Raw genomic sequence first — 15,127 nt, 5'->3', positions numbered from 1 at the left:
TTTGGATGCTACACTCGTGGATTACGAGCGCCAGCACGGCCATCGGCCATTGATTCTATTATGCGGTGATAGTTTTCAAAGCGAAAATCGGCAATATCGCCTTGTTCAACAGCCTCTCGCAGTAGACAGCCAGGATCATCTAGATGTTTACAATCACGGAACTTACAGCCGCCTAAATATTGACGAAACTCTTTAAAGCACCAAGCGACGCGCTCGGGCTCTAAATGCCATAGGCCAAATTCGCGGATCCCTGGGGAGTCGATTAAGTTGCCGCCACTGGGGAGATGATGTAAACGAGACACCGTTGTGGTGTGTTGACCTAAGCCGCTATTGCTCGATACGGTCTTGGTAAGGATATCGGCATCAGGCAACAAGGCATTGACTAAGCTTGATTTGCCAACCCCACTTTGGCCAACAAAGATGCTGTTGTTATCCGCCAGCATTGCCTTTAGTGTATCCATACCTTCACCGCTTTCGCTACTGACCATCATCACCTGATAGCCTAAATGAGCGTACTCAGCGAGGTAATCGGCAAATAGCTCACGGTCTTCATCGTCGAGTAAGTCCACTTTATTCAAAAGCAGCACAGGGGGAATACCCATGTCCTCACACGCGACGATATAACGGTCGATTATTTGTGTGCTAAATTCCGGCACCACCGCAGAGACCATCAGAATTTGATCGACATTGGCAGCCACTACTTTGACACCATCGTAAAAATCAGGGCGGGTTAGTTGCGAATGTCGCTCTTCAACTAACTCAACTACTCCGGCGATATCGCCTTCACTGACTTTTGCGCGGCGGAACATCACTTTGTCACCACAGACCAAGCTGGATATCGTGCGGCGAATATTACAGCGTAATACTTCAGCATCTGCTGTTTCCACATCGGCATGCTGACCGAAGCGGCTGACAACGAGAGCCGGTTCAGCCGCGCCTAAATTCTGGCTATCAAGCTCCAGCTCTGCCGCCTTGCTGGCATCGGACTTTACCCGCTGTAAGCGTTTCTGGTGATTAGCGCGTATACGTCGCGCTTGCCCTTTCGACAATTTCTGTTTTTTGGCCACGGAATCTCTTTCGTTCATGCCCATCTTGGCACTGTCCTATTTGGAGTAAATAAGGACGGTGTAAAAAAGGCTTTAGGTCTGCGTATGAAGCTAATATGATATAACTAATCGCAGCAAACCGAAAGAGAAGCAAGGCGCACGACTATGGCTGTAAGCAAAACAAACCTGGTCTGGTTAGACTTGGAAATGACCGGCTTGAATCCCGATCATGACCGCATTATGGAAATTGCCACCATTGTTACCGACAGCGAGTTAAACATCCTCGCCCAGGGCCCAGTGATTGCTATTCACCAAAGCGACGAATTACTCAACAATATGGACGCGTGGTGTACTAACCAACATGGTAAATCGGGATTGACTAAACGCTGCCAACAAAGCGAGGTTAGCGAGCATCAAGCCATGGCTGAAACATTGGCGTTTTTAGAGCAGTGGGTCCCTGCAGGCGCATCGCCTTTATGTGGGAACTCCATTGGTCAAGACCGTCGCTTTCTAGTGCGTTATATGCCTGAGCTCGATAATTTCTTCCATTACCGCAACATCGATGTCAGTACCATTAAAGAGTTGGCCCGACGTTGGCAGCCTGAAGTATTAGATAAAGTTGAGAAAAAGGGCTCGCACTTAGCATTAGACGATATCAAAGACTCAATTATGGAATTGCAGGTTTATCGTACAGAAGTGTTCAAAATTTAAAAAAACCGCAAAAAAGGGCTTGCAAAGACAAGGTATTCTTGTAAAATCCTGCCCCGCTTAAGACGAACACCCCGCATTAGTCGGTGTGCTTAATTTAAGCACTATGTAGCAGTCTCGCTGTTACATATGAAGCGGCACTAGCTCAGCTGGTAGAGCGCAACCTTGCCAAGGTTGAGGTCACGAGTTCGAACCTCGTGTGCCGCTCCAAACTTTTACTGTTGTTGCTAACAGTTTGCAGCCCAAGCTCAGCTGCACAATCCAGAGCAAACAATGAAGCGGCACTAGCTCAGCTGGTAGAGCGCAACCTTGCCAAGGTTGAGGTCACGAGTTCGAACCTCGTGTGCCGCTCCAAATTTTTACTGTTGTTACTAACAGTTTGCAGCCCAAGCTCAGCTGCGCAACTCCGAGCAAATTATGAAGCGGCACTAGCTCAGCTGGTAGAGCGCAACCTTGCCAAGGTTGAGGTCACGAGTTCGAACCTCGTGTGCCGCTCCAATTCACTGAACACACTCAAAACTCAGTTTTTATTCCCACATGTATCGCGTATAAAGCACTCAGCCAAGCTGGCATTGTTGATGTAGTAAAGACCTCCCCCGCAGTGGCTATGGCTGCATGTATTTTGGTGCTCTTTTGTGCTGATCCTCGTGATGGCGGTTTCCTATTCTGGCTGGCTCGACTAAGCTTTATCTCAGGTTCGTTCAAAAGGTAAAGAAGTAATGCGAAATCAGTCCCTTGCTAAAAAACTCTTACTCGCTAGTTGTGGTGCCTTATTGGTCACTGTGTTGCTGCTTATTGGTATTTTATGGTGGCAATTGGAGCAAAGTAATAGCGCCGTTTCCAGTGAATCCAGGGTGCTTGTGCGCCAAGAGGTTGAGGATAAGCTGTTGGCTAAGGCCGGCTTAGATGGTGAGAAAATCCTCGGTTTTATCAATGAAGCCTATCGAATTCCTTATACCCTAGCTGGGATCCTTGGACGCACCAAAAATCAGCCTTTGGATCGAAGTGCGGTAGAGCAAATAGATCGGGCGGTATTGGCTCAAAATGAACTGGTATCGTCCATTTACACGCAGTTTGAAGACAACGCTTATGATGGTCTAGACAATCAATTTACCAGTGGCCACCAGCACTCCGTACCCGGACATGGCTCCTTAGAGATTTACATGATCCGTAATGAAGACGGCTCTATTGAACAACAAGTGGTGGAAGATGCGAGCGAAAAGCACGTCGATACTATCAATGATATGGGACTGCGCGAGGCCGAATGGTATCTGTGTGCGAAAGATACACTCAAACCTTGTTTAATGGAGCCCTATCTTTATGAGATTTCGCCAGGGTATTCCGAGATGATGACCTCGCTGACCGCTCCCATCGTTCACCAAGGGCGTTTTTTAGGTGTGGCCGGGGTTGATTTAAACCTACCTATTTTTCAGAAAATCACTGAGCAGCTCTCGGCGAACCTCTATCAAGGCCAAAGCAAGGTGTCGCTTATCAGCTCAATGGGCTTGGTGGTGGGCAGTAGCCATTACACCGAGCAGTTAGGAAAACCATTTGCTGAGGTGGTGGATAAACCACTTATGGCGGCAATAAAGAGCAGTACAGCAAGCGTTGAGCTGGTGGATGACGCATTCGTTGTTAATTACCCACTGGATGTAAAACTAGCCGACTCTACTTGGCGTTTGGTTGTTGAAGTACCTGAGTCACTGGCCATGGCGGGCGCTCAAGAGTTACAGCAAAACTTGGAAGATAATGCTGATGCGCTGAAGTCAGTACTTATTATCGTTGCTATTGTGGTACTTGCAGGCGCTGCGACCATGATGTACTGGCTGACCCGAACCATTGTAGGCCCTATTGATGCCATTCGTATGCGTATGGAAAACTTGGCCAGCGCCGAGGGAGATTTAACACAGTCGCTGAATGTTGATACGCACGCCGAACTTATCGCTTTGGGGAGCGGTTTTAATGCCTTTATCGACAAATTACGTACTCTTATCTCTCAGCTTAAGCAACTCTCATCACAAACCATGGAGCAGGCCGACAGTGCCTCGCAAGTGGCCACACAAACCCAAGAAAATGTAGAGAAACAGTTTGCTGAAATTGAGAGTGTAGTGACGGCAATGAACGAAATGAGCTCCACGGCGTTGGAAGTGGCCCGCGCCTCAGAGCAATCAGCACAGCAAACGGAAGAAATTAATAAATTAGTGCAAGCCAGTGAGCACAGCTTGTCGCAAGCTGTTGACCAAGTACAAACCATGTCTACGGAGATCAATGATGCCAATGTGGCGGTGGGTAAGGTCGCTTCACGCAGTAACGACATTAACCAGATACTCGATGTGATCCGCACCATTGCCGAGCAAACGAATCTGCTTGCACTGAATGCTGCTATCGAAGCGGCTCGAGCTGGTGAACAAGGACGAGGCTTTGCTGTGGTGGCTGACGAAGTTCGTGCACTGGCGTCGAAAACACGTGCTTCCACAGACGACATCAGTGAGCTTATTACCCGCTTGCAGCAAGAAGTGGGCAGTGCATCAACCATTATAGAGCAGGGTGTCTCACGCGCCGATACCGCTGTATCGCAAACGTCATCTGCGTTTGATGCGCTTCATGAAGTGGTAGAAAAAGTGAATGAAATTACCAATCAAGTGACTCACATAGCCACAGCTGCTGAGGAGCAAAGCTCGGTCACTGAAGAAATCAATCGTAATTTGACGCTCATTTCCGATGCTGCCTCGCACTTGGCCGACTTGGCCCAGCAAACAGGGTCTGGGTCGAAAGAGCTCATTGCCTTGGTTGAAGAGCAAGATTCGCAACTGAGTCGTTTGAAAACTTAAGCGTTTCCTCTTTAGGTTCAATGGCTTAAGTTGAATGTAAAGTTGCCAACTAGGCAAAAGTACGTCTACGTTTAAACTAGAGTGGAGGGCTTGGTGAAAGCATGGTGAAGCGACGGATATTGATCATAGATGCAACAACAGTGCTTGCTATGCGCATTAAAGTACTGCTAGAGCTGCTCGATTGTGAGGTCGAGCTGCTGCACTTTGCTAATTTAGAAGTCATTGAGCCCAATGACTATGATATGTATATCCTTGCCCATGGCATTCCTATGGCGCTTGTTTGTGAGCTCAAACAAGCCCTCAGCGGCTGTAATGTCGCGTTATTGGCGCCTAAGGCTGAACAAGGTGAAGTATTTGCAAGCTTCGCCGAGCTCAATAAGCTGTTTATACAAGCTCAAGTTATTTATCCTTTTTATGAAAACAAAGAAATCAGTGCGCTATTAGAAAGCATTTTAGAGATTGACGGACCGCAGTCGATAGCCTTACCGCAAGTGCTTCATGTTAGTCCACAAGATAGCCAGGCACATATCCAGCAGTGGCTGACAGGCGCGCACATTAGCGTACTCGGTGCTCACTCTCTTACTCAGGCGCTGGAAATTGCCAACGGAACACATATCGATATTTTGCTCTGTCATTACCAAGTGCAAGGGGATAGCGGCAGTGATGTGTATTTACAGGTTAAAAGGATACAATCACATTGCCGTTGTATTTTGCTTATTAACCAAGGAGATAAAGCAAATTTACTGGAGGTGATCCGCAGCGGTGTGGATGATGTCATTGAGCTGCCAGCGGATCAAAGCATTGTCCTTAAATCGGTGCATAAGGCATGGCAGACAGAGCTCCTCAAACGTAACAACGCGCAGCTACTTGAGCGGCTACAAGACACCGTCGACGCGCTCATTGAAAAAGACAGTTTGTTACGCGTAGTATTCAAAAACACCCCTGACGCAGTCATTTTGTTTGCCCGTGATGGCAGCCTGATTGACGCCAATGATGCAGCGGCGAAGTTACTAAACTTAAACCAAACCGAGCTCGCAAAGCATACCTTGTTTCAATTTTTGAGCCCAAGCTCAGAGCAAACTTTACTGCAAACTATGCGTTCGACATCAAGCTTAAATCAGCATAGCTGTGAGCTTGAAGTGCAAACCTCGAAGCGCGGGCTGATCCCTATGGTCGGCTCCTTCAGTGAAATTGACTATCATGGTGCGATTGCCTACGCCGTAATCTTTAAAAATGTGACTAATCTAAAAGAGCGCCAAGTATTACTTGAAGAGGCGCGAGATGAGCTCGAAATCCGCGTCAAGGAACGCACTCGGGAGCTGGAGTTAGCTAAGGACCAGGCGGAAGCCGCAAACCGCAGTAAATCAGAGTTCTTGGCCAATATGTCCCACGAACTGCGCACCCCGATGCACTCTATACTCAGCTTTTCGCGATTTGGGCTCGACAAGTTGAGCAATGGTGAAACGCCCATTGATAAGTTAAGCAAGTATCTCAACCGTATTCATACCAGCGGCGAGCGCTTACTGTCATTACTTAATAACTTACTTGATTTGTCGAAATTAGACGTTGGCAAATTTCCTTTTTGCCCGAGCCGAGCTGACGTTTGTAAGTTGATTGAATCGAGTATTACCGATGTGTCTGGCACGGCGATGGAAAAGCACATCAACATAAAACTCCATGATAACGGTGTGAATAGTCACATTGACTGCGATGGTGCGCAAATAACTCAAGTAATAACTAATCTATTGGGAAATGCGCTTAAATTTAGCACCGAAGGAAGTGAAATTGACATTTACTTACATGAGGATGGTGACAACTTGGGAGTTCAAGTGGTTGATCATGGAGTAGGTATCCCAGAAAACGAGCTAGAACATGTCTTTGATAAATTCTCCCAAAGTAGCCAAACCAATCGAGGGGCCGGGGGAACAGGTTTAGGATTGGCGATATGCCGAGAGTTTGTGGCGCTGCATCATGGCCGCATTCATGCTAAGCAAAATCCTAAAGGAGGCACTATTATAGAAATAAGCTTGCCAAAAGTTCAGCAAGCACAAGAAACTCAGGCGCCGCCGCATAAGCCGGTAGAATAACAAGCTTGAATAAGGGAAGGTCAATACGATGACAGTGCAACGGGTATTAGCAGTAGATGACGAAGAATATAATCTAGAAATCATTGAAGAAATTCTCGATGATCAGGGGTTTGAGCTGAAAATGGTCGACAGTGGGCCAGCCTGCCTTGCGGTGGTGGGGGAGTTTAAGCCAGATATTATTTTGCTTGATGTCAGCATGCCAGATATGAACGGCTATGATGTCTGTCGCCAACTTAAAGCGAACCCAGAAACCGAAGATATTGTGGTCATGTTTGTATCTGCGCGAGGCACGGTAGAAGAGCGCATGGAGGGTTACGCTGTAGGCGCAGAAGATTACATTGTTAAACCTTTCAGTCACGATGAACTTAAATCAAAGTTGATGAAGCTCAAAGGGTATCTTGACGAGCAAGAAGACTTACAAAAGCAAGTTGACGATGCCACATCAACGGCTTTTAACGCTATGGCTAATAGCAGCGAAATGGGCGAAATCGTCAACTTTGTTGAGCGTATTGGGCAAATTTGGGAGCCCCAAGAGTTAGGCAAAGAACTGCTCAGCTGTTTAAACCGTTTTGGCTTACAAAGTAATGCTGAGTTGCGATTGGATGACGGCGTACAGCACTTTTCATTAAGTGGAGGGTGCTCCCCCATTGTCGTTGAGCTTTTCGATATGTTAAAAACCCGGGGGCGCTTACACGAGTTCTCGCAGCGCTTGTTGGTTAACTATGAGAAAGTGAGCTTACTGATCCTGAATATGCCAGAGAAAGAACCCGAGAAGCATGGTCGCATTCGCGATCATGTGTGCTTTTTAGTCAGTGTAACCGAGCAGCAACTCACCGCCATTATGACCAAACAAGCGCTGCAAAAGCGTCAAGCGCAGTTGGGGGAGGCGGTATCGCGTATTGAAGCACAATTCCGTGAGCTCATCAGTGCGGTGAATCAAACGCGCAGCGATAATGAAAAAGTATTTCGCGCGTTACAAGAGGAGCTTGAGGAGCGTATTCCCACTATGGGCTTAGACGATGACCAAGAAGCCTTTATCTATCAAAAGGTAGACGACACTATCCAACGCTCGGTGGCCCGAGAGGAGTCGGTGGAGAACTTGCAGGCAGCATTTTCTCGCATTGAGCAAGATCTCGCTAAATTGCTCAACTAACGTGGTAAAAAGAGAGCGCTCTGAGATTACTCTGCGTCTCTGGGAAGCCCTTTTTGTACGGCGCGGATCAATCGCTGAGTTTTCTTTGTATGTGCCGTGACTGTCACGCTCAGTGCCTCACGCTTTTGTTGTTGCTGCGCGAGTGCCCAATGAATATGCTCTGCAACCAAGTCACTAGCCCCTTTCAACCTAGCCATTAACGCCTCTACAATAGCGCTATCGTAGGGCGCGTTACCCAAGGCAATGGCAATATTACGAAGCCAGCGTTGGTGGCCAATACGGCGGATGGGGCTGCCTTCGGTATTAGTTAAAAACGTCTCTTCATCCCAGCCAAATAGCGTCAATAGTGGCTGATCTTTAAGCTGGGCGCGGGCATGGAAGTCAGACTCTGCGGTGATCTCGCCATAACGGTTCCACGGGCAAATTAACTGGCAGTCGTCACAGCCATAAATACGATTGCCCATCGCTGTTCGGTATTGCTCAGGAATAGCGCCTTTCAGCTCAATGGTTAAATAGGAAATACATTTTCGCGCATCAATCACATAGGGCTCAACGATAGCCCCTGTGGGGCACATGGTCATGCACGCGACGCAACTGCCGCACTCTCCTTGGGTGGCTTGTCGGATGTCAGGGTCATCAACTGGCAGCGGAATATCCACAAACAGCTCCCCGAGGAAAAACCATGACCCTGCTTGTTTGTCTATCAATAAGCTATGCTTTCCGGTAAAGCCTAAGCCAGCCTTAGCCGCAAGCTGGCGTTCAAGCACCGGCGCGGAGTCAACAAAAGGACGAAACCCCAAACCTTCAGCAACTTGTGCAATACGCTGGCCGAGCTTTTTTATACGGTTACGCATCAGCTTGTGATAATCGCGGCCCAGAGCATAACGGCTGATATAGGCCAACTGAGGATTTTTCAGGGTGCGGGCAAAGCCCGCGTCTGGGGGTAAATAGTGCATCTTTAACGCGATGACACGCTGGGTACCCGGTACCAGTTCGTCTGGCCGGGAGCGCTTGGTGCCATGCTCGGCCATAAAGTTCATTTCGCCATGATAGCCAAGCTCAAGCCAACGTTGTAATTGTGCTTCATGAGCACTGAGATCTATGTCACAAATAGCCGTATCGGCAAAGCCAAGCTCGCTCGCCCATTGCTTAATTTGCTGTGCTAGTTCAGGATAATTAATGGTGTTATTCGGCAAAAGTGAAACCATGGATAGTCATTACAGTACTAATTTACCACAGCTGGTATTTACTCCCCAACAATTGCAGCAATATGAAGCTGCCGCTGCCAAGCACAGCGGAGTGAGTATGCAGGAGCTAATGCACCGAGCGGGTAGCACCGTGGCTCATTGGATACAACAACACTACGACGAAAAAAAACGCGTTATTGTGCTTAGTGGTGGTGGTAACAACGCCGGTGATGGCTTTGTGGTCGCCACTGAATTACGCCAACAAGGGTATGATGTTAAGGTATGGCCGTTGGTCGCTGTGCATACTCTGAAGGGAGATGCCGCAACCATGTACGAGCGCTTTAAACAAAGCGGTGGGGAGTGTGTTCAAGACGCAAGTCTACATCATTATCATATAGTGGTGGATGCTATCTTTGGCATTGGCCTTAATCGTGCTTTGCCGGAATCTATTGCTGATGTATTGGCAAAAGTAAATGCCGCTAAGGTGATGCGTATCGCCATTGACGTCCCCAGCGGGGTCGATGCCCACAGTGCGCAGGTACATAATAATGCCTTTAATGCCCACCATACACTGACGTTTATTGCCCTAAAGCAGGGTCTATTGAGCGGTCGTGCTAAAACCCAATGTGGTCACTTATGGTTTGCGCCATTGGCAATAGAACAGGCTTTTTACCGCCAATGTAGTGCAGTGGCTTGCTTGAATGATCATGCATCGATGATGCGCAAGCGGCCAGTTCGGGATCTAGGCAGTCACAAGAATAATGCCGGTCATGTTTTAGTTGTCGCGGGGGGGCTAGGAATGGCGGGCGCAGCGCGATTAGCCAGTGAAGCGGCACTACGAACAGGGGCCGGTTTGGTGAGTGTGGCGACCCATCCAGATAATGTGCAAACCATAAGCCAAGGTTGCTATGAGCTTATGGTTCACGGGGTAACAACTGTTCAGCAACTCACAGCACTATTGGAAAAAGCCAACGTCGTCGTTATTGGGCCTGGGTTAGGGCAATGTCAGTGGGCGCAACAGATGTTCAGCATGGTTCTTAGCTACGAACACAAACGATTAAAAGTGCTGGATGCGGATGCATTAAACCTATTGGCACAGCATCCACAGCGACTCTCTGATTGTGTTTTGACGCCGCATCCCAAAGAGGCTGCGCGATTATTGCAAAGCTCCGTTACTGAGGTGGAAGCCAATCGTTTTGCCAAGGTGCAGGAGTTGGCGCGTTCATACCAAGCAACGGTGCTGTTGAAAGGTCCGGGTACACTTATTTGTAGCGCTGATAAATTAACAATTAACAGCAGTGGCAGTAACGCACTAGCGAGTGGCGGCATGGGTGATGTATTATCTGGTATAATTGGCGCGTTGCTAGCGCAGGGCGTTAGCCCACATGACAGTGCCTGTGTGGGAGCTTATGTGCACGGCTTAGCGGCCCAGCAAGCAAGCAGTGAGGGCAGCAAAGGGTTGCTCGCCAGTGATTTATTTCCAGTAGTACGAGCTTTGATAGGGTAAGCAATAATGACCATGCGGTTTGACCAATATTTAGCGGATGAGCAAGCAACCGTCGCATTCGGGGCGCAACTAGCTCCACTTATCGCTGACGGTGCGGTGATCTATATGTACGGTGACTTAGGGGCGGGGAAAACCACGCTCACGCGTGGAATAGTGCAAGGGCTGGGTCATAAAGGTAAGGTTAAGAGTCCAACTTATACCTTAGTTGAACCTTATGAACTAGCGCAGGTCAAAGTATATCATTTTGATTTATATCGATTAGCTGACCCAGAAGAGCTCGAATTCATGGGCATTCGGGATTATTTCGATAACCGCGCGGTGTGTATTTTGGAGTGGCCTAGTAAAGGTGAGGGGGTAATTCCTCGCGCTGATTTAGAAATCACGCTAGAGTATACAGGGGAAGCGCGTGAGATCAGTATCGACGCAAAATCTGAGCGTGGCGCTGATGTAGTAACAAAGTTAAAAGGCAATGCTTAAAATAATCATAACCGCAAGCAAGGCAACCTTGTGCGCCATGTTGCTCGTATGGGCAACAGTGGCGGCAGCTAAAAACACCATAGAAAACGTGCGTGTATGGCCATCACCCGATAGCACGCGGGTGGTGTTTGATATGCAAGAAAAGCCAGACTTCAGCTATTTCATGCTGAAGAATCCATTACGCCTAGTCGTTGATATCAATAATACTGCGCACCGTAAAGACTACCCAGCAATTGAAAAGAAGCACCAAATTGTTGATAAAATCCGTCCTAGCACGCCGAAAAAGTCGGGTTCCACTCGAGTGGTGTTTGAGTTACTCAAAGCCACTAAGCCGGTCATTTTTTCTTTGGCTCCTACCGGGCCGTATAAAGACCGATTAGTCATTGACCTTTACGATAAAAGTGACGGTCAACAAGCCCAAAACATACCAAAAAATAGAGTATTAGAAACCAATCGTGACATTGTTATCGCGATCGATGCGGGTCACGGCGGTGAAGACCCAGGCTCTATTGGCCCAAGCGGCACCTATGAGAAAGACATCACTTTGCAAGTAGCTAAACGCTTAGAGCGATTGATTAATGCCGAACGGGGCATGCAAGCCTACATGGTGCGCAGCGGAGATTATTACGTCAAACTCAATAACCGCAGCACCAAAGCGCGCAAACGCAAAGCTGACTTTTTAGTGTCAATTCACGCTGATGCCTTTACCAGCCCACAGCCGCGAGGAGCGTCGGTGTGGGTGTTGTCTCTGCGTCGGGCTAATTCAGAAATAGGTAAATGGATTGAGGATAGGGAAAAACACTCTGAATTACTTGGGGGGGCTGCGGATGCCATTCGCGACACGGCCAGCGAAAAGTATTTAGCGCAGACGCTACTCGACATGTCCATGGATCACTCCATGAAAACCGGCTTTAAAGTGGCTGAAGAGGCCATCAAAGAATTACGAAAAGTGGCGAAAATGCATAAACGCTATCCGCAAGCGGCGAGTTTAGCAGTGCTGAAATCGCCAGATATTCCCTCTATCTTGGTGGAAACGGGGTTTATATCCAATCCTCAAGAAGAGCGGTTACTGAAAACGGCGGCGCACCAAGAAAAACTAGCTAAGGCGGTGTTCAGATCAATTCGTGGTTATTACCGTAATAACCCCCCTGATGACTCGCTCTTTGCAACGATTAAGGCACAAAACCCAACACGACATAAGATTCGTCGCGGTGAGTCGTTAAGTGTTGTGGCGAGTCGTTATGGCGTCTCTGTCGGGGCTATTAAACGCGTCAATAAGCTAAAAACAGACACAGTCTACATTGGCCAAGTGTTAACCATTCCTAATACCTAACGAGCGTATATGAGTATAGCGATATTACCGGCGCGATTAGCTAACCAAATCGCTGCCGGTGAAGTAGTTGAGCGTCCCGCTTCTGTCGTGAAAGAGTTGGTTGAAAACAGCTTAGATGCGGGAGCGACACGTATTCGCGTTGATATTGAACGCGGCGGCCATAAACTGATCCGCATTACCGACAATGGTTCGGGTATAGTCAAAGACGAGCTCACCCTCGCGCTTTCACGCCATGCTACCAGTAAATTAAAAACACTGGATGATTTAGAATGTATTAACTCCTTAGGCTTTCGTGGCGAGGCACTCGCCTCCATAAGCTCGGTATCGCGACTAACGTTAAAGTCCAAGCCTGCCCAGCAAAATGAAGCTTGGCAAGCCTTTGCTGAGGGACGCGATATGGCCGTGCAGGTGCAGCCAACAGCGCATCCTGATGGCACCACCATTGAAGTTAAAGACTTATTTTTTAATACCCCCGCACGGCGCAAATTCCTACGAACCGAAAAAACTGAGTTCAACCATATTGATGAGCTGCTAAAGCGCATTGCCTTAAGCCGCTTCGATATTGCCATTACCTTAACCCACAACGCTAAAGTAGTGCGCCAATATCGACCAGTGTCGGCGGACGACGCGGGTGCAGTAAAGCGTATTGCTCAGGTCGCAGGCAAAGGCTTTGCCAGCCAGGGAATGCATTTACAAAGTGGTGACCAAGGGCTGTATTTGCATGGCTGGATTATGCCTCAGCACACGCAAACAGAGCCGCAGTATACCTATGTTAATGGCCGCATGATGCGCGACAAATTGATTTTACACGCTATTCGTCAAGCCTTTGAAGAACATACCCAACAAGCGCAAGTGCCGGCATTTGTGCTTTACCTAGAAGTCGACCCCCGCCAGGTTGATGTTAACGTGCATCCGGCCAAGCATGAGGTGCGCTTCCATCAGGCGCGATTAGTCCATGACTTCATTTTACAGGCGGTGCAACAGCTGGTGGCCAGTGAGCAAACACTAATACCGCAACCCTCGATACCACCAGCAACCGCTGCTCACAGTGACAGTCCTGCTTACCCCAAATCGCAATTGCGTCCTAGTCCTGATAATCAGCAGTCGGGGCAGTTTATGGGAGCGGCCAGTCGCTCTGGTTCAAGCTATCGAGATTCAGCGCCAGCGAGCACGCGAGCGCACCCTGTTGATGCCCAACGTATTGCTCAAGCGAATCAGTTTTATCAAGGGATCAGTGAAGTACAGGCTCATGAGTTTAATCATGTGGCTGAGTCAGTCCCTGCGGTGCATGTAGCCGCTGAGAGTGTGTCACTCCTGCCCTTAACGGATGGCCACTGTGCAGTGAGTGTGCAAGGGCAGTTACACCTTAGCCACTGGCGTCAGGTGTTACCGCTGGCTTGGCAGCAGCAACTCGAAGCTGAAGCGCAGCTAAGTAGTCGCGCATTGTTGTTACCTGTGCGTGTGGCCTTGCAAGATAAGGAGTTGGCGTGTTTGCAAGGACTGCAATCCTGGCTCTCGGTGTTAGGGTTCGATATCCAGCTTGAAAAACAATTTGCCATGGTAAAGCGTCTACCCAGCAGCTTATATGCCAGCGATGCCAAGCGAGTGATTGAGCAGATACTCAGCGCGCAGTTGACGGCTGAGAGTTCACAGCAGGATTTTCTCACGTGGCTTGCGGCATCTACGCCGAGCAATTATTTCAATGGTAATGACTTTGCAACTTGGCAGACACAGTTACAGAATACTCCAGAAATTGTTCAGCAATTACAGCAAAAAGCCGTTAAAATAGAGCTATCCCAATACGTCAGTCAATTAAGTGTTTAAGCCTTGTGAGTTCATTGCCCGTTATCTGTTTAATGGGGCCTACCGCCTCAGGAAAAACCGCCTTAGCCATTGATTTATGCCAACACTTCGATACCGAAGTGATCAGCGTCGATTCCGCCTTGGTGTATAAAGGGATGGACATCGGCACCGCCAAACCTGATGCGCAAGAACGTGCGTTGGCACCCCATCGACTTATTGACATTGTTGACCCGGCACAGAGCTACTCCATGGCTGACTTTCGCCGCGACGCTCTAGCGCACATCGAACAGCTACATAATCAAGGCAAAGTACCCTTGTTAGTCGGTGGTACTATGATGTATTTCAAAGGCTTACTTGAAGGGCTGTCGCCACTACCTGAAGCTGATGCAGGCATTCGAGCTGCCCTCGAAGCCGAAGCAAAAGAGCATGGATGGCCGGCGTTACATCAGCAGTTACAGCAGGTGGACCCGCAGGCAGCGGCGAAAATTAACGCCAATGATTCACAGCGAATTAATCGCGCCCTAGAGGTATACCGTATCAGCGGTAAGAGTATGACTGAACTGCAGCAAACGAAGGCACAATCCCTAGGGTTTCCAGTTCATCAATTTGCTATTGCGCCAAGCGATCGTCGCGTTTTGCACCAGCGTATAGAGAAAAGATTCCAAATAATGCTCGAGCAGGGGTTTGAAAACGAAGTTTTGTCCCTATATAACAGGAAGGATTTGCACCCGGATCTGCCTTCTATTCGTTGCGTAGGGTATAGACAAATGTGGGATTACATCGCGGGTGAAATTGATTATGATGAAATGGTTTTTCGTGGAGTAGCTGCTACGCGTCAGTTGGCGAAAAGGCAGCTAACCTGGCTTCGAGGTTGGCAGAACCTAACGTGGCTTGAAAGCGGGGACCAAGAAAACTTGCAACGTATAGTAAGTTCGCTAAGCTAGTATTATTGGGACGTTTTTTTCTTTAGAGTCAGTCCTGAACTAGATACATAA

At 48.4% G+C, this 15,127-nt stretch carries 11 protein-coding genes and 3 tRNA genes; 12 read left to right on the top strand and 2 right to left on the bottom strand.

What is annotated here, in order from left to right; translation table 11 throughout:
* Positions 1-8 precede the first annotated feature (8 nt).
* Entirely contained in the window at positions 9-1,067 is a 1,059-nt protein-coding gene (gene rsgA / locus MHM95_RS13815) for a small ribosomal subunit biogenesis GTPase RsgA (RefSeq protein ID WP_022945603.1), read from the bottom strand.
* Between the two features lie 144 nt (positions 1,068-1,211).
* Between rsgA and orn the strand changes: the two genes are divergently transcribed.
* The 7 genes from orn to MHM95_RS13780 all read left to right on the top strand — a co-directional run bounded on the left by orn (position 1,212) and on the right by MHM95_RS13780 (position 7,825).
* On the top strand, positions 1,212-1,757 hold the full coding sequence (orn, locus tag MHM95_RS13810) for an oligoribonuclease (RefSeq protein WP_022945604.1): 546 nt from the start codon (positions 1,212-1,214) through the stop codon (positions 1,755-1,757).
* 131 nt (positions 1,758-1,888) lie between these two features.
* A tRNA-Gly gene (locus tag MHM95_RS13805) sits at positions 1,889-1,964 on the top strand.
* Positions 1,965-2,032: 68 nt separating this feature from the next.
* A tRNA-Gly gene (locus MHM95_RS13800) sits at positions 2,033-2,108 on the top strand.
* Positions 2,109-2,176: 68 nt separating this feature from the next.
* A tRNA-Gly gene (locus MHM95_RS13795) sits at positions 2,177-2,252 on the top strand.
* Positions 2,253-2,473: 221 nt separating this feature from the next.
* Positions 2,474-4,585, top strand: coding sequence for a methyl-accepting chemotaxis protein (locus MHM95_RS13790; RefSeq protein ID WP_022945605.1), 2,112 nt, complete (start codon positions 2,474-2,476; stop codon positions 4,583-4,585).
* Between the two features lie 101 nt (positions 4,586-4,686).
* Positions 4,687-6,672 carry an ATP-binding protein gene (locus tag MHM95_RS13785; protein WP_239385578.1) on the top strand — a complete coding sequence of 662 codons (1,986 nt, stop codon included), beginning with the start codon at positions 4,687-4,689 and terminating at the stop codon, positions 6,670-6,672.
* A gap of 28 nt (positions 6,673-6,700) precedes the next feature.
* Positions 6,701-7,825 carry a response regulator gene (locus MHM95_RS13780; RefSeq protein ID WP_022945607.1) on the top strand — a complete coding sequence of 375 codons (1,125 nt, stop codon included), beginning with the start codon at positions 6,701-6,703 and terminating at the stop codon, positions 7,823-7,825.
* A gap of 26 nt (positions 7,826-7,851) precedes the next feature.
* Here the strand turns inward: MHM95_RS13780 and queG are convergent, their stop codons facing one another.
* The gene (gene queG, locus MHM95_RS13775) at positions 7,852-9,021 is read right to left on the bottom strand and encodes a tRNA epoxyqueuosine(34) reductase QueG (RefSeq protein ID WP_239385652.1); all 1,170 of its coding nucleotides are present in this window, start codon (positions 9,019-9,021) and stop codon (positions 7,852-7,854) included.
* Here queG and MHM95_RS13770 point away from each other — a divergent pair.
* Genes MHM95_RS13770 through miaA form a run of 5 tightly spaced genes read left to right on the top strand, consistent with a single transcriptional unit; the run spans position 9,005 to position 15,076 of the window.
* Positions 9,005-10,519, top strand: coding sequence for an NAD(P)H-hydrate dehydratase (locus tag MHM95_RS13770; protein WP_239385576.1), 1,515 nt, complete (start codon positions 9,005-9,007; stop codon positions 10,517-10,519). The two genes, queG and MHM95_RS13770, sit on opposite strands and share 17 nt — an antisense overlap.
* 6 nt (positions 10,520-10,525) lie before the next feature.
* Positions 10,526-10,996, top strand: coding sequence for a tRNA (adenosine(37)-N6)-threonylcarbamoyltransferase complex ATPase subunit type 1 TsaE (tsaE, locus tag MHM95_RS13765; protein ID WP_026111201.1), 471 nt, complete (start codon positions 10,526-10,528; stop codon positions 10,994-10,996).
* A complete protein-coding gene (locus tag MHM95_RS13760; protein ID WP_022945611.1) occupies positions 10,989-12,329 on the top strand; it encodes an N-acetylmuramoyl-L-alanine amidase in 1,341 nt (446 codons plus the stop codon). The genes tsaE and MHM95_RS13760 overlap by 8 nt, the downstream gene beginning before the upstream one ends.
* 9 nt (positions 12,330-12,338) lie before the next feature.
* Entirely contained in the window at positions 12,339-14,153 is a 1,815-nt protein-coding gene (gene mutL, locus MHM95_RS13755) for a DNA mismatch repair endonuclease MutL (protein WP_239385574.1), read from the top strand.
* Between the two features lie 5 nt (positions 14,154-14,158).
* Positions 14,159-15,076, top strand: a complete 918-nt coding sequence (miaA, locus tag MHM95_RS13750) for a tRNA (adenosine(37)-N6)-dimethylallyltransferase MiaA (protein ID WP_026111202.1) — start codon at positions 14,159-14,161, stop codon at positions 15,074-15,076.
* Positions 15,077-15,127: the final 51 nt, after the last annotated feature.

It is taken from the genome of Pseudoalteromonas sp. CnMc7-15 (assembly GCF_022347925.1).
Classification (GTDB): Bacteria; Pseudomonadota; Gammaproteobacteria; order Enterobacterales; family Alteromonadaceae; genus Pseudoalteromonas; species Pseudoalteromonas ruthenica.
Note: the sequence above shows the minus strand (reverse complement) of the source record. Positions and strands in the feature narration are given on the sequence as shown.